Here is an 18865-nt window from a genome sequence, read left to right on the forward strand (position 1 = left end):
TGTACTCCAGAAATAAGTGTATAAACGATGTCTATTGAAATAGGGTCTGGCGGCGGTTTTTCAAACGAGGGTCATGACAATTAATGACATTCGCTTGACCCGCTCGGCCAAACGCCCGCTCAGGCGTCCGGCGCGCCGCTGGAGACCACCACCCGCGCCGGGCGGATCAGCCGCTCGTTCAGGCGGAAGCCCTTCTGCACCACGTCGATGACCGTATTGGTCTCGTGCTCCGGCGACGGGATCATGCTGATCGCCTCGTGCTCCTCGGGGTTGAAGGTCTCGCCCACCGGGTTGATCTCCACCAGCCCGTGATCGGCCATGGCCTTGTCCAGCATGCGCTTGATCAGCGCCTTGCCTTCCTTCAGCGATTCCACTGACGCCGATTCCTCGGCCGCTTCCAGGCCCTTTTCCAGGCTGTCGCGCACCGGCACCAGGTCGCTCATGAAACCTTCCAGCGCGCGCTTCTTGGAACGCTCCAGGTCGTTCACCAGGCGCTTGCGCAGATTGTCCATCTCGGCCTGCATGCGCAGCATGGCGTCGCGGGCGTCGGCCACTTTCTGCTCGGCGTCGGCGAGCTGGTCCTGCAACTGCGTGGTTTCGTCGCCTGCTTCGGCAGCTTCCGAGGCTTCCTCGCCGGCCTTCACGGCTTCACAGGCCGCCTCGATGGCGTCGTCGACGGCTTCTTCGCCGGCGCTCTTGGGGTCGTGTTCTGGGGTCAATGTTCACTCCTGCCCGGGCGCGTCGCCCGTTTCGATGTTCTGTGCGGGGATATGGGGTTTTCCGACATGGATTCAAGCAATCTGACGCTGGTCGCGCACCATGGCCATCCACTAGAATCGCTCCCATGCTGACGCAGCTGCAGATTCGCAATTTCGCCATCGTGCCGTCGCTGGACCAGGGCTTTAAGCCCGGCTTCACGGTGATCACCGGCGAGACCGGTGCGGGCAAGTCGATCCTGGTCGACGCCCTGGGCCTGCTGCTGGGCGCGCGCTCGGACGCCAGCTGGGTGCGTGCCGGCGAAGACCGCGCCGAGCTGAACGCGCAGTTTGACCTGGCCCGCAACCCCGAGGCCGCCACCTGGCTGCGCAACAACGAGCTCGACAACGGCAACGAATGCCTGCTGCGCCGCATCATCCGCGCCAATGGCCGCTCCGCCGCGTGGATCAACGGCACGCCGGTGACCGTGCAGCAACTGGCCGACCTGGGCCACCGCCTGGTGGAGGTCCACGGCCAGAACGAGCACATCCGCCTGACCGGCCGCCGCCGCCAGCTGGAGCTGCTGGACGAGACCGGCGACTACGACAAGGCACTTGAAGCCACGCGAGCGGCGTACGGCAAGTGGCGCGAGCTCACCGAGGAGCTCAAAGCGCTGGAGGCCAGCGCTGCCCTGCCCCCCGCCGAGGCCGAATTCCTGCGCTTCCAGTTACAGGAACTCGACGACACCGCCCTGTCCGCCGAGGAGGTCACGGCGCTGGAACACGAGCATAAGCTGCTCTCAAACGCCGAAGAACTGCAGCGCGTGCTGGGCAACGCGGTGGCCGCGCTGGACGATGACGACGGCGTCACCGAACGCCTGGGCGCGACCGCCCGACACCTGAAGGATTTTGCCGAACTGGACGACGACATCGCCGCCGCCCGCGGCATGCTGGACGAGGCACTGATCAACTGCCAGGAAGCCGTGGCCAGCCTGCGTGACGCCAGCGAGCGCAGCGAGCTGGACCCCGAGCGCCTGTCGCAGGTGGACAGCACACTCTCGGACCTGGGCCGGCTGGCGCGCAAACACGGCGTGGAAATCGACGCACTGGCGCCGTTGCGCGACAAGCTTCACGAGCGCCTGGACACCGCCGAGGCCAGCGAAGAGCGGCGCGAGGCCCTGGTCGAAGAAATCGAAGCGGCCCTCGCCGGCTATCGAAAAGCCTCCGGCGCGCTGTCGAACGCCCGTATTAGACACGCCACCGCCCTGGCCAAAAACGTTGTATCCCTGATGGCCGAACTCGGCATGGCCGGCGGCCAGTTCATTATCGACGTACGACCCGACCCCGACGCCGCCCCACGCGCCACCGGCGACGACGACATCGACATCCGCGTCAGCGCCAATGCCGGCATGCCGCCGGGTCCGTTGGCAAAGGTGGCTTCAGGCGGTGAGCTGTCACGTATCTCGCTGGCCATCCGGGTCGCCACCGCCAGCGGCGCCGGCCGCACCCAGGTTTTCGACGAAGTCGACACCGGCGTCGGCGGCGACACCGCCAACGCGGTCGGCCGCCTGCTCGCCACCGCCGCCGAAAGCGGCCAGTCGCTCTGCGTCACTCACCTCGCCCAGGTCGCCGTCCGCGCCGACCACCAGCTTCGCGTCAGCAAGGCCGCCAGCGACCAGGCCACCCACGTCGAGGCCAGCCTGCTCGATCCCGATCACCGGATAGAAGAAATCGCCCGAATGCTGGGTGGCAAAGTCTCTGACCAGAGTCGCGCGCACGCGCAGGAACTGCTGCAAGCGGCCGCAGGCTAGGCCACATGTGAAACACAGGTTCCGCTTTCCCGCATTGCCCATATCATAAAAAATATATATAGTCTTTTTGGTATGTGGCATATACTTGAACACAAACGTCTCGACAAACGTTTTAAAGTTTTGCCACCCGATATTCTCAAACGCTATGAGAAGTGGAAGGATATCGTGATGATCAGTGGCCCCAACGGTTTGAAAGCCATTCGCGGGTTCAACGATGAATCGCTTAAAGGGAATTGGAAAGGGTTTCGTTCATCGCGCCTTGGACAGAAATACCGGGTCATCTACCAGGTGAAAGTGACCGAGATTTTAGTCACCGTCATTGATGTCACGCCGCATGATTACCGGAAGAAATGATATGAGTGATTTCAGGCCTGCAAAAAAACGGATCGACGTAACGGTTGGAGAGTCTGTCCGAATCATTCGCGAACTCCAGGAAATGAGCCAAAATGACCTGGCTAGGGCATCGGGGATTGCCCAGTCCACGATATCCGCTATCGAAAATGACCGGATCAACCTGGGTGTCGAACGAGCAAAAACCATTGCCCGGGTACTCAAGTGTCACCCCGCCGTGCTGGTGTTCCCCGGGTGGGAAGTGACAACCGAACACGCCGCCTGATTTGGTCCCCACCCCCACTTCTACTTCGTCAATACCCGGATCTCGTGATTCGCGCGCACCAGCCGATCCAGGCTCAGCTCCGCCAGGTTGGCAAATAGCTTCGCTTTCAGCGCGGCGATGCGCGCATCCTTCGGCTGCTCCAGCCGGGCCGGGTCCAGCCGGTACAGGCTCACGTTGGTGTCGGCGATGATGTCGGCAGAACGGTTGTGATCGCTGAACAGCGCGGACTCTCCGAACACCCAACCGGCGGTGTAGGCGCCCAGTCGGTGGTTATGCTTGTTGTCCAGTGTCAGTGACACCCGGACCCGGCCGTGGCGCAGCAGGTAGACGAAATCGGCGGCTTCGCCCTCGGCGCAGATGACCTGGCCGGGCCGGAACGACTGTTCGTCCAGCAGGCTACGGAACAGGTCCAGTTCATCAGCCGCAAGGCCCTTGCACAGGGGTTGCTCATCAAGATGCACCTGCCGCTGTTCGTGTGACGGCAGGCCGATGGATTCCAGGATTCGGTCCTCAACGTATTCCAGCGCGCGGTCAACATCAGCGTAGTCGAACACGGGCGCCGCGTCGCGGCCGTTGAAGTGGACGCGAACCGCCTGGCGGAAGGCGAAATGGCCATCGGAACCGGCGATCACGACGATTTTCCCCGCATCAATCAGCTCGTCCATCAATGCCGTCAACAACGCGCCGCCTGGGTTGTCCACCGCCATGACCCGGGCCAGGTCCAGAATCAGCCAGTCGCGCCCGGACATGGCGTCGGCAACCGTGCTGGAGATCACTTCGGCGGCGACGAACATCAGTTCGCCGGTCAGCTCCAGCACCAGTGCCCGGTGCCCATGTTCGCGCAGGGCCAGGGCGCTGTCGCGGTCGCGCTGCAGGTTGGAGTGCACATCGGCCAGGGTGTAGGTGTTGCGCACCACGCTGTGGGTGGTGGTCCGCGTGACCCGCAGCATGTGCATGCCGAAATCGCGCGACACGGACTCACAGACCGCGATGCCGCGGACGCTGTTGCCCTTGGCATCCAGCCGGGGCGAATAGACGGCCAGCCCGAACTGGCCCGGCAGCACCGCGACCACGCCGCCGCCGACGCCGCTCTTGGCCGGCATCCCCACCTGGAAGATCCAGTTGCCGGAATAGTCGTACATGCCGCAGGTGGCCATCACCGCCAGCACATTCGGCACCAGCGGCGACGGCAGCGCCCGCACCGCCGTGATCGGGTTGACGCCATCATTCGCCAGCGTTGCGCCCATCAGTGCCAGGTCACGCGCCGTTACCTCGATCGCGCACTGGCGGAAATAGGCATCCAGCGGCTCCTCGGGGTCGCCTTCCAGGATTTCGTAATTGCGCAGCAGGTGGGCGATCGCGCGGTTGCGGTGCCCGGTCGAGCGTTCCGACTCGTAAATGGCCGGGTTGATCCCCAACGGACGGCCGGCGTAATGCTCGAACTTCGCCAGGATACGTTCCAATCTCGCCGCCGCATCCTCGCCGTTGACCAGGCTGGTGGCGACAATCGCGCCGGCGTTGATCATCGGGTTGCGCGGACGCCCGGTCTTCGGTTCCAGGCTGATGGAATTGAAAGCCTCGCCCGACGGCTCGACGTCGATCTTCTCGGCCACCCGCGCCGGCCCCTGGTCCTCGAGCGCGATGCCGTAGGTAAAGGCCTTGGAGATCGACTGGATACTGAACGGCGTGCGGCTGTCGCCGGCCTGGTAGACATGCCCGTCGACCGTCACCAGCGCCATGCCAAACGCGTCCGCGTCCACATGCGCCAGCTCGGGAATGTAATTGGCGACATCGCCATCGCGCACATCCAGGAACCGCGCGTACAGCTGGTCAAGGTAATGCTGAAAAGACGTGGTGCGCACAACCGCCTCCATCCCGCCCGGGCGTGAACACGCCCCGCACCGGCAAGGCCCACCCGTTCATTGGTGTTATGCGGTAATGAAAGCAATTTACGCGCCAGCGACTGAAAGGCGCAGTGCGGCGGGTTTGCGCCTGTCCGGATCGCTTGCGCCCCGACAGGACGTGCAACCACGGTGCCAGGAAACACGAAAGTGCCTCAGCTTGGTGCGGCAGCGACCCGCAAGAGGGTTGTGTTCAGTTAACCGCCCTGGTCGTAGCCAAGCCGCTCAAGGAGCGAGAAAAACTCATCGTTCAAGACCCGCGTGGTTTCCGAATCCCAGCTTTCTCGCCACTCCTCCGGTTGGCCTGCCCTGTTGACAGTGAACGGCGCGCGAAGTCTTTCCGGCAGCCTGGATTCCGCTTTCCTGGCCCTGTTCCAGTCAACCAGCTTCCTGGGGTGGGTGGACGACGCCAGAACATCACCAAGGCCCAGATACTCTGAAACCCTCAACAGCGATTTCCCAGGCGATCGTTTGAGATCTTCAAAGCGCACAAGGAGCCCGTCAAGCGCAGGAAGCGCAGACAACCAGGCGGTGCAGAACCTGGTGATGTAGGTCAACGCCGATTCGCCCGGATAGCGCCATTCTGCCGACAGGAACCGGGCAAACGATGCGGTTTTTTCCCGCCTCCAGGCCGAATACAGGCAATCCCTGGGGTCACGAACAATCCAGATTGTCCTGGGCCGTGGCGGCGATTGCGCCGGCGAGCAATGATGGAACCTGGGTATGACGTCGGTTCGCCAGGCCAGGATTTGCCCCCGCCGCAACTCCGGCATCAGGGTCTCGAATCCACTGGGGTCGGGACTGACACGTATACGACCGCCTGGCCCTTGCTCATAGAGCCCCGACGTCGACAGGTTCCATGGGTCAATGACCGGCACATTCCAGGCCACCATCACGTTGGCCAGTATCGCGGCACCTGACGGCATCTCTGCCGAAACAACCTGGCAGTTGTAGCCATGTTGCTGCAGAAAGGATTTCACGCGCGCAGCCGGGCGTAGAACCCCCTGGTCTCATAGGGCACTTCGATATATTCCCCCTGCTCCGATCCGACAACATCCCCGATGGCTGCCAGGACGTCGTCAAAACGATCACCCGATTGGCGCTTCAACGTGGCATGCGACGCCCAGGCCCGCAGGAATCTTGACGCTTCCAACTTATGGACCACCCGAAAAGAAAATCCGGTCGGACGGTCAAAGCAACCCGCTTCCTGCACGACACCGTCCTGGGACTCCCGGCGACTGCCGTAGCCATAGTCCGGAAGAATCGACCGGATAGCGGCCTCAATGCGCTGTTGTAGCGGATCGTCAAAACAGCGGTGGTTCCAGAACGCCAGCAGCCAGGCGCCGGGTTCAAGAATCCTCGCGCTTTCTGCGAGTGCTTTCGCGCGACATGTGACGTTGAACGAACTCGCAAAGCTGACCATTCGAAAGCTGGAGTCCGCCTGCCCACTGGCTTCGGCCGTTCCATTACTCCAGGTCACATGATGGCCGTGTGCGCGGACAACCCCTTTGCTTTTCATCGCGGCGTTGGGCTCGACCGCGACGACGTCAAGGCGCATGGACGCCAACAGTTCGGTAAAAATACCGGTGCCCGCCCCTATGTCACATACCCTGTCGCCTGGCTTGAGGCTGAGCTCATTCGCCAGTAGCGAACTCAGCGCGTCATCGGCATACGGCGCCCGGTCGTCATAGCGTTCAGCGAGCTCGGTGTAGTCCCACTGCACATGGCTATTGACCGTCATACCAGGTGTTTCGCAAGGTGGGCACGCATGGCCTGGATGTTCAGTGGCAGGTCGTCTTCAACTTCATTTCTCAGCCGGAGATGTGGCCTACGGGGCCACTCCGCGGCCTGCCCTGCACCGACCCAGCTTGGAGCTTCAGCCTCTGGCAATGGTCGACGCCGACGCAATGTCGTTTCACCGACGTCCAGCAGTACTTCAAGATAACGCGGGTGTAGTTGTCGATTCATGTCGTGAATGTCATGGAAAAGGGAGATCGTGGCCACGATCGTGACAGCATGGGCCCGCGATACGTGCGAGCAATGCTGCGTAAGGCGGGTCGCGCACTCGCGCCGATCCGTCAGCGAATACCCAAGGTGCGGCACGTGAAATTTCCGAAAGTCATCACCATCGACCCGGGCAACCGTGACCCCTTCATTGACCAGCGTCGCTTCCAGCAACGCGGCGAGTCGTGTCTTGCCACTCCCGGCCAGCCCGGTGATCCAGACCATCACCCCGGAATCACCTTCGTTGACTGCATTCTGCGCATTCGCAACCATACTCGACATGAAACGAATGTTAGCAAGCCAACGCCTGCTGCGCTTACCGGGAACGAGCGAAGTACACCAGGCACTCGACACCCGCTGGGCGGCCTTTTTTCATGCCCTGGGGTGGTGTCTTGTGCCGGCCCAGATGGACGCCTCGGCCAGCGCCCAGTTCGAGGGGCTTGAAGCCCGCGCCTTGCTGCTCAGCGGCGGGAATGACCTTGCGAGTGTGTCGGATTCTGCATTGTCCCGGCAGCGCGACCATGCTGACCGGCAGTTATTGGCCCAGGCCGAGGCCCGGCAGCGGCCCGTGATTGGCATCTGTCGAGGTATGCAATTCCACGTGGTCGAGTCCGGAGGGCAGTTGGTGCGTACGACACGGCATGGTGGAACGCGTCATGAGCTGGCACCTGGAGACGCCACAGACCCCTTCAATCCGGGAGATTTTGTTCGACAGGACCTGGCCTCCTACCATCACTGGCAGGTCACCCACCTGGCGGATCACTACGATATCCTCGCCCGCGCGGACGATGGGAGCCCGGAAGCGGTTATCGACAAACAGAGCCGGTTTCTGGGCATCATGTGGCATCCGGAACGGGCTGACCCATTCGACGCCCGTGACCTGTCACTCGTAAGAACGTTTCTGGAGCATTATTCGTGACACGTGCGGTCATACTTGCGGCCGGCACGGGAACCCGTATGGGTGCATTGACCGCCGACCGGCCAAAAGGACTTCTGCCCATCAACGGCCGACCACTCGTTGCTCACCAGATTACCAACCTTCGCCAGGCAGGCATTCAGGACATCACCCTCGTTGCCGGTTATCGCGCCGAGCAATATGCCGGGCTTGGCATCGAGGTCGTCGTCAACCCGGAATATGCAACGACCAACATGGTCGCCTCGCTGTTCTGCGCAACAACGGTATTTGATGACCCCAAAGGCAACACGCTCGTTCACTACGGTGACGTCATCGTTGAACCGCGGCACCTGGAGCGCCTGAACGCCGAACCCAGGGACATCGCCTGCCTCGTCGACATGGACTGGATCGACTATTTTCGGGCGCGCGGCGAACACTGGCGGGATGATGTTGAAGCCCTGAACATGGGGGAGGATGGGCGACTCTTGACGATCGGCGGTGCCGCAGAAAACCTGCAGCACGTCCATGGACGCTTTGTCGGAGCGCTGAAACTGTCCAGCCTGGGTGCGATCGAATGTCATGCTCATTACCGGCAAATGCTGGAAAGTGCGGCCGATTCACCTGGCGCGTTACAGGCCATCCGCCAACAGTACACGACAGATTTCCTGCAGTCGCTGATCGACAATTACATCGCGGTTCAGGCGACCCTGATCAAACGCGGATGGCTGGAATTTGACTGTACTGCCGACTATGAAGCGGCCGTGTCCTGGTTCCGTACCAAAGACAGCCGGTTCTTCGATGTCTCTTCGATTCCCGCAATGGAGCCAGGACTTTGAGCCACTGGGGTAAGGCGCAATTGCTGAAGCGCCTGAAAGGGAAGATCAACACCGCCACGGTTCTCGAATCTCATGACCTTGACCAGGCCACCTTTCAAAACGGGTTTGGTGACTGGTGGTTGCAATCACCCGAATGGCTGAAGCAACACCCCCTTGCGGTCCGAAGTGACCATGATGACGAGGGAGCGCAGGCGGCACAGAACGCAGGAAGGTTCCTGTCGGTCTTAAGCGTGCCCCCTTGCCCGGATTCGGTAAGAGAAGCCGCGGCAAACGTGTTTGCAAGCTACGACAGACCCCGGCTCGAACAGCGGCTTTTCGTGCAACCCATGGCCAGCGACGTTCGTTGGTCGGGCGTGATAACGTCCCGCAGCCGCAGTTCCGGCGCGCCCTACTTTGTCGTTCATGAGTCACCCGGGTCCGATACTGGCCAGGTGACGCGCGGAAGCGCTGGCGAAAGCCAGGTGACATACATAGCCCGCCAGGCAACGGGACGACGTCCGCTTACCACCCGGCATGCGAGCCTCGTCAGGATGATCGAAGAAATGGAAGATTTTCTCGGTCACGACCGCCTGGAACTGGAGTTCGTTACGCGTCGAAAAGGTCTGCCAACGCTATTGCAGGCCCGGAAGCTGGATTGCCCTTCATTCGAAGCTGATGAGCCTTTTGTGACCGGCCTCCATGCCCTGGCACGCGAGGCCAGGGCCTGGTGGACAAATCGCGAAGATGACGCGCCCGGCCCGGTTTTCAGTGTCATGGCGGACTGGAACCCAGCCGAGATTATCGGCCGTAATCCCAAGCCACTGGCCACCTCGCTGTACCGCAAGCTGATTACCGACTTCGAGTGGGCGCAATCGCGCGCCGACCTGGGTTACCACATGCCCGCAAGGCACGACCTGTTGCGAACGCTGGGTAACACCCCGTACATCGATGTCGACCTCTCGTTTCAATCACTGACACCCGCAGGCATTCGGGCAGAAACGCGCCACAAGCTCACCCGCAGCTGGATTGAACAACTGAAGCAGCAGCCATCGCTGCATGACGCGGTTGAACTCCAGATCGCAGAAACCTGTTTTACGGTAGGCACACCCGCCCGCAAGTCCACGTTCCGGCAAGCTGGCCTGAACGCAGAAGAGACTGAAGCCTTCTGCCGCGAGCTAAAACTGCTGACGCAGCGGATCATGAATCCGGAAGGCACGTTCTGGCATGACCTGGAAGCACTGTCGCGGCGCCTGGGCGCTGTAACTGAGGCGCCGATCAAGTCGGGGGACGCAGTGATCCCTGCGCTGGTGAAGGAATGCAAGCAGGTCGCGAGACTGTTTGGCCGGCTCGCCCGCTCGGCCTTCATCGGTGTGGCTCAGCTCGATGCCCTCGTGGCATGCGGGGCGGTGCGCGAGAACAATCGCCCGATGTTCTTCCGTGCCGGGCACACAACGACAGGGCCCCAGTCCCACCGGGAGACGGCTACTCCAGGCGAAGAACAGCTACATCGAACTAACGGGCATTCCCTCGACCATTTGCGCCCCGGGACCTACGACATCGAGCGCCACTGTTACCGGGACAGGAAAGAACGCGTGTTCTCTGCGCCTGCACCGACTCCGAAGGCCGAAGACGCTTTGGCGTGCGTGAATACGCCTGCTATCCAACAGGCCCTGGATGATGCGGGTATGGGCATCGCCGCAGCTGACATGGTCGCATTTATCGTTAAGTCCATAGCCGCAAGGGAAGACGGAAAGTTTCTCTACAGCTATTACCTTTCCCAGCTGATCGAAGCCATCGCCGGGGCCGGGGAACACGCGGGAGTCAGCCGGGAACAGCTGTCCATGCTGGAGCTAAGCCAGCTCATGCCACTGACCGATGCGCCGGTCGGGACCCTGCACGCACTTGGCCAGGTTGCTGATCAGCGGCGAAAGGCGTTTGACCAGTCAGGCGCCTACGTTCTGCCGGACTTGCTGGTCAGCCCGGACGAGGTCTTTGCCCACACGCAAGTGCAACCCGAAGGCCACTATTTCGGCCAGGGTGTCATCAGCGGTGAAACCCTCGTCATCAACGACGCCAGGCCGGGCCGTCTTCGAGGCCGTATCGTTGTGCTGGAAGCCGCGGACCCGGGCTATGAATTTCTGTTTGGCAGTGAAATCGCCGCACTGGTGACCTGCTATGGCGGCGTGAACTCCCACATGGCCGTCAGGTGCCAGGAGTCAGGTACACCTGGCGTCCTTGGTATAGGGTCAGACCGGTTTCGCCGGCTTCTGACGGCTCAACAGGTAACGATCGATTTCGACTCCCGGCGGCTTGAAATCTGTAGTCGCCAGGCCGGCTCATCGGCGGTCAGAAGCCAAAACCTCTCGACCTAGTTTTCCTTCGGCCGCACGTAAAGCACGAGCGAGTGATCCTCGATCTCGTAGCCGTGCTCTTCGGCGATCTGGTGCTGGAGTTTCTCGATTTCCTCGTTCATGAACTCGATGACCTTGCCGGTCTGCACGCAGACCATGTGGTCGTGATGTTCGCCGGAGTCGAGTTCGTAGTAGGCCTGGCCGCCTTCGAAGTTGTGCTTGACGACGAGGCCGGCGGCTTCGAACTGGTTGAGGACGCGATAGACGGTAGCCAGGCCGATGTCTTCGCCGCGGTCGGTAAGGGCGCGGTAGATGTCGTCGGCGGTCATGTGCTTGAAGCGGCGGCGCTCGAGCAGTTCGAGGATGAGGCGGCGGGGCTGGGTCACTTTCAGCCCGGCTTTGCGAAGGTTTCCGGTTTCCACCTGGGTGCGTCTCCTGGTTCGTGCGCGGGCCGTGCCTGCGTGCAGTGATCATTCGCCCCTGTGCGGCAGGGGTCATGGCATTGTATCATTCACCGTTCGTGTACCACTCGCCAATTCCTGGACAATAATGACAAAGCGCCTGCTGATCCTGTCCTGCGCGGTTCTCTTTCTTTGCGCCGGCTGCAACCTCATCTACAAGCAGAATATCCAGCAGGGCAACGCGCTCGAGCAGGACGACCTGGACCAGCTGGAGCTGGGCATGACCAAGAACCAGGTGTCGTTCCTGCTGGGTACGCCGGCCATCCAGGACCCGTTCCACCAGGATCGCTGGGACTATCTCTCGTCATTCAGCCGCCGTGGTGGCGACCCGGTGCGCCGCCTGGTGACACTGGAGTTCGACAACGGCTCGCTGGTGTCGATGACCGGTGTGCGCGAGGGTGAAGGCACCGAGGAACTGACCGCCGACGGCGCCAGGCCCCTGCCCTCGGCGAACGAGGACGGCATCCCGACCGACCTGGTCGAGACCGGTGTGCCGACGACGCGGGCACCGGAATATCGTGACGGCTGGTCCGTCCAGGCGGGTTCGTTCGACAGCCGTACGGCCGCCGATGAGCGTGCGGCGGCGCTGGAAGCGGCCGGTTACGAGGCCAATGTCTACACCCAGGTCAATGGCCGGCGCGAGCATTACATCGTCCGCAGCGGCAACTACAGCGACCGTGCGGAGGCACTGGCGGCGATGGCGGCCATCGAGGCCGCGACCGGCGCGCGCACCTACCTGGTGTCACCCGGTACCTGATTCTTTCTCCTGCTGCGCCCGGGCCCGGGCGCGGCGGACTTCCTTGGGGTCGACCTGCAACGGCCGGTAGATTTCCACGCGGTCGCCCGCGTTCAGCACCTGGTCCAGGGCGGCCTTCTTGCCGAAGATGCCAACGCGCGCGGCGTCGATTTCCAGGCCGGGCACGCGCTCATGAATCCCTGACAGCACGATGGCCTGCTCCAGCGTCGTGCCCTCCGGCACGTCCACGGCCAGCAGCCACTGCTGCCCCGGCAGCGCGTAGGTCACTTCAACGCGCAGGGTCTGCATCAGCGATAGACCGCTTCCGCGCGCCTGGTGAAATCGGCGACCAGGCGGTCGGCGACGTGCGCGAAGCCGCGGCCGAAGGCGCCGCCGAACAGCCCCATGGTTTCGAACGACATGGTCAGCGTCACCTTGCAGCCGGCATCGCCCAGCGCCTCGAACAGCCAGGCGCCGTTGAGCTTGCGGAACGGGCCGTCAACCAGGTGCATGTCCAGGCGCCGGCCCGGCGTCAGCGTGTTGCGGGTGGTGAACTGCTTGCGGATGCCGGCGGCGGCGATGTCCAGCGACGCCAGCTGGGTGGTTTCGCCCTGCTCCAGCACCGTGGCGCCGGTGCACCAGCTGAGGAATTCGGGGTAGGCATTCACGTCTTCGACCAGGCGGTACATCTGGTCGGGGCTGAACGGAACGAGTGCGGTGCGGCTGATGTCCATATCGCGGTCTGTCGTTTTGGAGCGGCGCAAATATACCACGCGGGCCGGCATGGCCATCCTTTACAATACCCAGTCGGCACGAAACAGAATCACGAGATGAACGCTAAAACCAAGGGCACGGGCAACGCCCAGAAGACCATCGCCCTGAATAAGCGCGCGCGCTACGAATACCACATCGATGAACGCTTCGAGGCCGGCCTGTCGCTGGAGGGCTGGGAAGTGAAATCCCTGCGTGAGGGCCGTGTGCAGTTCGCCGACAGCTACATCCTGTTCAAGGACAACCAGGCCTGGCTGTTCGGCTGCCGTATCGACCCGCTGCCGACGGTCTCAACCCATTTCACGCCCGACCCGCTGCGCACCCGGCGCCTGCTGCTGCACCGCCGCGAGATCGACCGCCTGGGCGGCCTGGTCGAGCGCAAGGGCAAGACCGTGGTGCCCACGGCCATGTACTGGTCGAAGGGCCGCGCCAAGGTGGAAGTGGGTGTGGCGACCGGCAAGCAGATGCACGACAAGCGCAAGACTGAGCGCGATCGCGACTGGGCGCGGCAGAAGAGCCGGATCCTGAAACACGCCTGAGCGCATGGCCGAGGCGCTGATCTTCCTGGACCCGGACAGCCCGCTGAACCTGCAGGGGCAGATCCGCCAGAAACTCGTTGAAGGCATCCTGGGTGGCTCGTTCCCGCCCGGTTCCCGGCTGCCGTCCTCGCGCGGACTGGCCGACCAGCTGGGGGTATCGCGCAACACCGTGGCGCTGGCCTACGACCGCCTGGCCGCCGACGGCCTGATCGAATCGCGGGCCCGCAGCGGCGTGTTCGTCAGCACCCACGCGCTCGACGGCCGGGTGGGCTATTCCGGCGGCCAGGGCGAGGCGCCGGTGGCAGACGAGCGTTGGGCCGGTCGCATCCGCCGGCAAGCGCCCAGCGATAAGAGCTTCCGTATCCCGGCCGAATGGCAGCGCCACCCCTACCCGTTCATCGACGGCCATTTCGATGCCTCCCTGTATCCCACCGCGCAATGGCGCGAGGCCAGCCGCCTGGCCCAGGGCAGTCGTATCGTCGAGATTGAGGGTGCCGGCGGCGGCGATGGTGATGACCCGGAACTGGTCGAACAGATTCGAACCAAGATGCTGCCCCGGCGTGGCATTACCGCCGCTGCCGACGAGGTACTGATTACCGGCGGCGAGCAGAACGCGCTGTACCTGTTGACCCGGCTGCTGGTGGACCAATCCACGACGGTGGCCGTTGAAGAGCCCGGCGACCCGCGACTGCGCCTGCTGCTGGCCCATGCCGGCGCCAGGCTGCTTCACCAGCCGCTTGACAGCAACGGCCTGCGCCTTGATGGCGACCTGGCCGCGGCCGACGTGATCTGCGTGACACCCAGTCACCAGGTGCCCACAGCGGTGACCATGGACCAGGCCCGGCGCACCGCCCTGCTGGGCCTGGCGCGACGCAACGGCGCGCTGGTGATTGAGAACGACTTTGAGACCGAGCATAACTTCCTGGGGCAGCCGCACCCCGCCCTGCGCGGCATGGACCGCGAGGGCCGCGTGATGTACGTGTCCGGGCTGCCGCGGATGCTGTCTCCGGGCCTGCGACTGGGTTTTATCGTCGCCCCGGCGCCTGTCATTCGCGAGGCGCGGCGGTTGCGACGCCTGGTGGTCGGCCGCCCCAGCCTGATGACCCAGCGCACCGCCGCACTGTTCCTGTCACTGGGCCACTACGACGCCGCCAGCGCGCGCCTGCACCGCATCCTGGGCAGTCGTTGGGACGCCCTGCGCCAGGCGCTGAACCACTACTACCGCGACTCCGAGATCAGCCTGCCGACGCGCGGCGGCACGTCACTGTGGGTGCGTGCGCCCGACGACCTGCCGGTGAGCCGGCTGGTTGATGCCGCCGCCCGGCGGGGCATCCTGGTCGAGCCGGATACCCCGTATTACGGCGCCGCGTCCGGGGCACGGAACTTCTTCCGCATGGGCGTGACCTCGATCCCGGAAGAGCGTATCCGTGACGGCGTGCGCCAACTCGATGAACTGGTGCGCGAGCTGCGCGGCGACCGGGTGCAGACTTTGCGCGGCGACCACCCGAATCGCGTCAGCGGAGAACAACTGGCGCGCTGGCTGCCCGGCGCCGTCATCCATTACCGGACGTTTTACGGCGACCCCTGCACCATCGACCTGCATGCCAACGGACGCATGAGCGGACGCGCCGGCCACGCCGACGAGGACCTGGACGAGGGCCAGTGGTGGCTTGAGGGCGACCTCTACTGCCGGCGCTGGTCGCGCTGGGGTTACGGCGAAACCAGCCGCCTGGAAGTCACCCTGGAAGGACGCCAGATTCGCTGGTGGCGGCCTGGCGGCCACCTGGTCGACGCGGCGGAAATCGATATCCCACCCGAAAATCTGGCCCCATAACGATAGAAGATCTGGCCCTATCTGGCCCGCGCGCCCGTTGCTAGCCTGAAAAGCGTTCAAGCCACCCGCCCCCGGGTGGCGACAAGGAGAACGCATGAGCCACCTTCCCATCGCCGGCCTGCAACTGGAATTGGGCGCCGACGACAACCTGGAGACCATCGAACGCGAGATCGCCCAGGTGGCGAAGCGCTTCCCCTGGGTTCGAATGGTCATCCTGCCGGAGCTGTGCACGCGCGGCGCCTCCACCGACCACGCCGCCGAGCCCGGCTCGGAGGCCGAGACCCGGTTCCGCGCCGCCGCCCGTGAACACGGCCTGTGGCTGGTGCCCGGCTCGCTGTTCGAGCGCCGCGGCAACGCCGTGTTCAACACCGCGCCGGTGATCGACCCGACCGGTGAAGTGGTCGCGCGGTACGACAAGCGCCACCCGTTCCTGCCCTACGAGAAGGGCGTGCGCCGAGGCCAGGACTTCTGCGTCTTCGACGTCCCCGGCGCCGGCCGCATCGGCCTGATGATCTGTTTCGACATGTGGTTCCCGGAGATGGTCCGCCAGCTGGTCTGGATGGGCGCCGAGGCCATCATCGTACCGACGCTGACCAACACCATCGACCGCAAACTGGAACTGGCCATCGCCCAGGCGAACGCGGCCTGCAACCAGGTCTACATGGTCAACATCAACGTCGCCGGTGACCTGGGCTACGGCCGCTCGATCGTGGTCGGCCCGGACGGCAACGTCATCCACCAGGCCTCGACCACGCGCGAGATCATCGCGCTGGAACTGGACTTCGAGCATGTCCGCCGCAGCCGCGAGCGCGGCATTTTCAGCACCGTCCAGACCCTGAAGAATTTTCGTGACGCCGATGTGCGTTACCCGGTCTACCAGCCCGGCGCCGGCCCCGGCGCGCTGGCTGAGCTTGGCCCCCTTGCACTGCCCGACGAAACCGACAATAACGGTCCCCATGGAGCACACACATGAACAGTCAGCACACGCCCAAACGCGCCACCCTGTCCGCCGCCATTTCCGCCGCCGTGTTTGGCGCCTTCGCCCTGCCGGCCCAGGCCCAGACCGACGCCCAGACGATGGACGAGGAGCTCACCGCACTTGAAGAAGTGGTGGTGACCGCGACCCGTCGCGAGGCGACCATCAAGGACATTCCGTACAACATCTCCGCCGTGGGCGGCGATGTCATCGACCGCGGCAAGATCATGACCACCGGCGAACTGCTGCGCGGCGTGGCCGGCGCCTCGGTCATCGACTACGGCGCCCGCAACGCCGGCGCGGTCAACGCCATCCGCATCCGCGGCCTGGCGATCGATTCCAACATCAATATGGACGTGCGCCTGTCGGCGGTGCCGCCGGTGTCGACCTATATCAACGACACCCCGCTGTACGCCAACATGGTGCTGAAGGATCTGGAGCGCGTCGAGGTGCTGCGCGGCCCGCAGGGCACGCTGTACGGCTCCGGCTCACTGGGCGGCACGGTGCGCTACATGACCCGGCGGCCGGTGCTGGGCGAGGCCGAAGGCCGCTTCGAGGGCGCCGTCAGCAGCACGTCCGGTTCCAGTGGCTACAACTGGGACGCCAATGCCATCCTCAACATGCCATTCGGCGACACCTTCGCCTTGCGCGCCGTGGTGGGCCGCATCGACTACGACGGTGTCATCGACCTGCCCAATGTCTACGTACTCGATAACGATGGGCTGCCAATTGCGCCGAACGGCGTGCTCGACCCGGCCGCCGAGTACGAGTACGTGGAAGATGCCGACACCATCGACATCACCTACGCCCGCGTGTCGGCGCTGTGGGAACCCAACGACACGTTCAACGCGCTGCTGACCTACTCGTTCCAGGAGGACGACATCGGTGGCCGCATGCAGCCCACCGAGGGCGTGGACGGCTGGGGTGACCCGTACGACCGCTACGAAAACGGCTCGGTGCAGCGTGAACCCTCGGAACGCGAGGTCGACGCACTGGCGCTGGAAATGAACATCGATTTCGGCTTCGCCACGCTCACCAGCAGTACCTCCAGCTACGACCACAGTGGCGAGAGCAACAGCGAAAACACCGGCTTCTACGCGGCCAGCGGCTGGCTGGCCTCGTTCTACTACAACTACCCGCGGCCAATGGCTTCGGCCGTACGTGGCTACGGTGACGAGGCCTTCGTCCAGGAACTACGCCTGGTCTCCAACACCGACGGAGCGCTGGACTGGATCGTCGGTGCCTTCTACCGCGACCAGGATAATTCCAGCAGCCAGTACAGCTACCTGCGCGGCTTCTACCGCTGGACGGCAGCCGCCTGGGATTGCTGCGTGGTGGATGACAACGACTTCCGCTACGACCGCGAGGAGAACTTCACCGACACGGCGCTGTTCGGCGAACTGACCTGGAACATCAGCGACACCTTCCGCCTGACCGGCGGCTTCCGCAGCTTCGACAACGAGTACACCAACCACACCTTCATGGGCGTGGGCCTGTACACCTCGTTCGCCATCGACGACGAGGTCACCTTCGAGGGCGACGATTCCGACACGCTGTTCAAGTTCAACGCCTCGTGGGATGTCAGCGACGACATGATGCTGTACGGCACCGTGTCCGAGGGCTATCGCCGCGGCGGCGCCAACGCCGTGCCGCTGTCCGGCACCTTCGCCGAAGACCCGGCCTGGCAGGTCTACGACCCGGACACGACCACTAACTACGAAATCGGCCTGAAGGGCGGTGATGCGAGGTCATTCTGGAACGTGTCGCTGTACTACGTCGACTGGATGGACATCCAGCTCAACACCGCCACCACCAACTGGGGCTTCTACGCCGCCCAGAACGGCGGTGACGCGCACACCCAGGGCGTGGAGTTCGAGTACGACCGCGTCTTCGGCGGCGGCTGGCATGCCAGCGTGGGCTACTCCTTCAACCAGGGCGAACTGGACGAGACCTTCATGTCCGCCGACGACGCCTACGTGGCCGGCGTGAAAGGCGCCGAACTGCCTGGCCTGTCGGAGCACACCATCAACGTGATGCTGGAAAACACCATGACGCTGGGCAACGGCTGGGACTGGAACAACCGCATCTCCGGCTACTGGCAGGACGACATGAAGAACCACATCAGCGACACCAGCGCGTCGTTCTCGGCCACGCTGGACAGTTTCGCGCTGTTCGACTTCAACTCGACCCTGGCGGTCAGCGAGAACTGGTCGTTTGGCCTGTTCGCCAAGAACCTGTTCAACGAGAAGGGCGTGTCCGGCGTGTTCACCGAGAACTACATGGGCACCGACCCGGCGCAGAACTACTACGGCAGTGGCGCCAAGAGCGTGATCACGCGGCCGCGCACGATCGGCGTCTCGGTGGTCTACGATTTCTGAAGCCCGTAACCCGGCTTCATCCGCGGGCACCGGCACGACTCCCCCCCGGCCGGTGCCCGCACCCTGTTCCCGATCAACCCGG

General features: G+C 63.6%; 19 protein-coding genes. 11 read left to right on the plus strand and 8 right to left on the minus strand.

Going from position 1 to position 18865, the window contains the following annotated elements:
• Positions 1-119: 119 nt before the first annotated feature.
• Entirely contained in the window at positions 120-719 is a 600-nt protein-coding gene (grpE, locus tag F3N42_RS02300; protein WP_150862769.1) for a nucleotide exchange factor GrpE, read from the minus strand.
• A gap of 125 nt (positions 720-844) precedes the next feature.
• Here grpE and recN point away from each other — a divergent pair, with 125 nt between their 5' ends.
• The 3 genes from recN (at position 845) to F3N42_RS02315 (ending at position 3122) form a co-directional block, all read left to right on the plus strand.
• Positions 845-2506, plus strand: a complete 1662-nt coding sequence (gene recN / locus F3N42_RS02305) for a DNA repair protein RecN (RefSeq protein WP_191621188.1) — start codon at positions 845-847, stop codon at positions 2504-2506.
• 168 nt (positions 2507-2674) lie between these two features.
• Positions 2675-2860: a type II toxin-antitoxin system mRNA interferase toxin, RelE/StbE family gene (locus tag F3N42_RS02310; protein ID WP_224784638.1), complete on the plus strand. Its 186-nt coding sequence runs from the start codon at positions 2675-2677 to the stop codon at positions 2858-2860.
• A gap of 1 nt (position 2861) precedes the next feature.
• Positions 2862-3122 (plus strand): helix-turn-helix transcriptional regulator, encoded by a 261-nt coding sequence (locus tag F3N42_RS02315; RefSeq protein ID WP_150862772.1) that lies wholly within the window; start codon positions 2862-2864, stop codon positions 3120-3122.
• A gap of 20 nt (positions 3123-3142) precedes the next feature.
• Here F3N42_RS02315 and glsA read toward each other — a convergent pair whose 3' ends face one another.
• From glsA to F3N42_RS02335, 4 genes are all read right to left on the minus strand, one after another.
• Positions 3143-4984: a glutaminase A gene (gene glsA / locus F3N42_RS02320; RefSeq protein ID WP_191621189.1), complete on the minus strand. Its 1842-nt coding sequence runs from the start codon at positions 4982-4984 to the stop codon at positions 3143-3145.
• A 236-nt stretch (positions 4985-5220) separates the two neighbouring features.
• On the minus strand, positions 5221-6003 hold the full coding sequence (locus F3N42_RS02325; protein WP_150862774.1) for a sulfotransferase domain-containing protein: 783 nt from the start codon (positions 6001-6003) through the stop codon (positions 5221-5223).
• Positions 6000-6764, minus strand: coding sequence for a class I SAM-dependent methyltransferase (locus F3N42_RS02330; RefSeq protein ID WP_150862775.1), 765 nt, complete (start codon positions 6762-6764; stop codon positions 6000-6002). The genes F3N42_RS02325 and F3N42_RS02330 overlap by 4 nt, the downstream gene beginning before the upstream one ends.
• Positions 6761-7309 carry an adenylyl-sulfate kinase gene (locus F3N42_RS02335; RefSeq protein WP_150862776.1) on the minus strand — a complete coding sequence of 183 codons (549 nt, stop codon included), beginning with the start codon at positions 7307-7309 and terminating at the stop codon, positions 6761-6763. The genes F3N42_RS02330 and F3N42_RS02335 overlap by 4 nt, the downstream gene beginning before the upstream one ends.
• On the opposite strand from F3N42_RS02335, the gene F3N42_RS02340 reads away from it, so the two are divergent.
• Genes F3N42_RS02340 through F3N42_RS02350 form a run of 3 tightly spaced genes read left to right on the plus strand, consistent with a single transcriptional unit; the run spans position 7308 to position 11109 of the window.
• Positions 7308-7946 carry a gamma-glutamyl-gamma-aminobutyrate hydrolase family protein gene (locus tag F3N42_RS02340; protein WP_150862777.1) on the plus strand — a complete coding sequence of 213 codons (639 nt, stop codon included), beginning with the start codon at positions 7308-7310 and terminating at the stop codon, positions 7944-7946. The two genes, F3N42_RS02335 and F3N42_RS02340, sit on opposite strands and share 2 nt — an antisense overlap.
• Positions 7943-8758 (plus strand): phosphocholine cytidylyltransferase family protein, encoded by an 816-nt coding sequence (locus tag F3N42_RS02345; RefSeq protein ID WP_224784639.1) that lies wholly within the window; start codon positions 7943-7945, stop codon positions 8756-8758. The genes F3N42_RS02340 and F3N42_RS02345 overlap by 4 nt, the downstream gene beginning before the upstream one ends.
• The gene (locus F3N42_RS02350) at positions 8755-11109 is read left to right on the plus strand and encodes a PEP-utilizing enzyme (RefSeq protein WP_191621190.1); all 2355 of its coding nucleotides are present in this window, start codon (positions 8755-8757) and stop codon (positions 11107-11109) included. Before F3N42_RS02345 ends, F3N42_RS02350 begins: the two co-directional genes overlap by 4 nt.
• Here F3N42_RS02350 and fur read toward each other — a convergent pair.
• Positions 11106-11510, minus strand: coding sequence for a ferric iron uptake transcriptional regulator (fur, locus tag F3N42_RS02355; RefSeq protein ID WP_150862780.1), 405 nt, complete (start codon positions 11508-11510; stop codon positions 11106-11108). The two genes, F3N42_RS02350 and fur, sit on opposite strands and share 4 nt — an antisense overlap.
• A 127-nt stretch (positions 11511-11637) precedes the next feature.
• On the opposite strand from fur, the gene bamE reads away from it, so the two are divergent.
• Positions 11638-12306: an outer membrane protein assembly factor BamE domain-containing protein gene (gene bamE, locus F3N42_RS02360; protein ID WP_191621191.1), complete on the plus strand. Its 669-nt coding sequence runs from the start codon at positions 11638-11640 to the stop codon at positions 12304-12306.
• Here bamE and F3N42_RS02365 read toward each other — a convergent pair.
• Both F3N42_RS02365 and F3N42_RS02370 read right to left on the minus strand, forming a co-directional pair.
• Positions 12292-12594: an RnfH family protein gene (locus tag F3N42_RS02365; RefSeq protein ID WP_150862782.1), complete on the minus strand. Its 303-nt coding sequence runs from the start codon at positions 12592-12594 to the stop codon at positions 12292-12294. The genes bamE and F3N42_RS02365 overlap by 15 nt on opposite strands.
• Entirely contained in the window at positions 12594-13019 is a 426-nt protein-coding gene (locus F3N42_RS02370) for a type II toxin-antitoxin system RatA family toxin (protein ID WP_150862783.1), read from the minus strand. Before F3N42_RS02370 ends, F3N42_RS02365 begins: the two co-directional genes overlap by 1 nt.
• 96 nt (positions 13020-13115) lie before the next feature.
• Between F3N42_RS02370 and smpB the strand changes: the two genes are divergently transcribed.
• The 4 genes from smpB to F3N42_RS02390 all read left to right on the plus strand — a co-directional run bounded on the left by smpB (position 13116) and on the right by F3N42_RS02390 (position 18783).
• Positions 13116-13595, plus strand: coding sequence for an SsrA-binding protein SmpB (smpB, locus tag F3N42_RS02375; RefSeq protein WP_150862784.1), 480 nt, complete (start codon positions 13116-13118; stop codon positions 13593-13595).
• A gap of 4 nt (positions 13596-13599) precedes the next feature.
• Positions 13600-15429, plus strand: a complete 1830-nt coding sequence (locus F3N42_RS02380; protein WP_150862785.1) for an aminotransferase-like domain-containing protein — start codon at positions 13600-13602, stop codon at positions 15427-15429.
• A gap of 94 nt (positions 15430-15523) precedes the next feature.
• Complete coding sequence (locus F3N42_RS02385; RefSeq protein ID WP_150862786.1) at positions 15524-16402, plus strand: carbon-nitrogen hydrolase family protein; 879 nt, start codon at positions 15524-15526, stop codon at positions 16400-16402.
• Positions 16399-18783, plus strand: a complete 2385-nt coding sequence (locus F3N42_RS02390; RefSeq protein ID WP_150862787.1) for a TonB-dependent receptor — start codon at positions 16399-16401, stop codon at positions 18781-18783. Before F3N42_RS02385 ends, F3N42_RS02390 begins: the two co-directional genes overlap by 4 nt.
• Positions 18784-18865 lie beyond the last annotated feature (82 nt).

Origin of the sequence: Marinihelvus fidelis (assembly GCF_008725655.1) — a bacterium.
GTDB lineage: Bacteria > Pseudomonadota > Gammaproteobacteria > Xanthomonadales > SZUA-36 > Marinihelvus > Marinihelvus fidelis.

Coding starts and splice junctions, on each gene's coding strand:
- F3N42_RS02370 (WP_150862783.1), bottom strand. CDS start 13,019: ATGGACATCAGCCGCACCGCACTCGTTCCGTTCAGCCCCGACCAGATG.
- F3N42_RS02385 (WP_150862786.1), top strand. CDS start 15,524: ATGAGCCACCTTCCCATCGCCGGCCTGCAACTGGAATTGGGCGCCGAC.
- F3N42_RS02340 (WP_150862777.1), top strand. CDS start 7,308: ATGAAACGAATGTTAGCAAGCCAACGCCTGCTGCGCTTACCGGGAACG.
- smpB (WP_150862784.1), top strand. CDS start 13,116: ATGAACGCTAAAACCAAGGGCACGGGCAACGCCCAGAAGACCATCGCC.
- F3N42_RS02315 (WP_150862772.1), top strand. CDS start 2,862: ATGAGTGATTTCAGGCCTGCAAAAAAACGGATCGACGTAACGGTTGGA.
- F3N42_RS02330 (WP_150862775.1), bottom strand. CDS start 6,764: ATGACGGTCAATAGCCATGTGCAGTGGGACTACACCGAGCTCGCTGAA.
- F3N42_RS02310 (WP_224784638.1), top strand. CDS start 2,675: ATGATCAGTGGCCCCAACGGTTTGAAAGCCATTCGCGGGTTCAACGAT.
- bamE (WP_191621191.1), top strand. CDS start 11,638: ATGACAAAGCGCCTGCTGATCCTGTCCTGCGCGGTTCTCTTTCTTTGC.
- recN (WP_191621188.1), top strand. CDS start 845: ATGCTGACGCAGCTGCAGATTCGCAATTTCGCCATCGTGCCGTCGCTG.
- F3N42_RS02390 (WP_150862787.1), top strand. CDS start 16,399: ATGAACAGTCAGCACACGCCCAAACGCGCCACCCTGTCCGCCGCCATT.
- F3N42_RS02365 (WP_150862782.1), bottom strand. CDS start 12,594: ATGCAGACCCTGCGCGTTGAAGTGACCTACGCGCTGCCGGGGCAGCAG.
- F3N42_RS02335 (WP_150862776.1), bottom strand. CDS start 7,309: ATGTCGAGTATGGTTGCGAATGCGCAGAATGCAGTCAACGAAGGTGAT.
- F3N42_RS02380 (WP_150862785.1), top strand. CDS start 13,600: ATGGCCGAGGCGCTGATCTTCCTGGACCCGGACAGCCCGCTGAACCTG.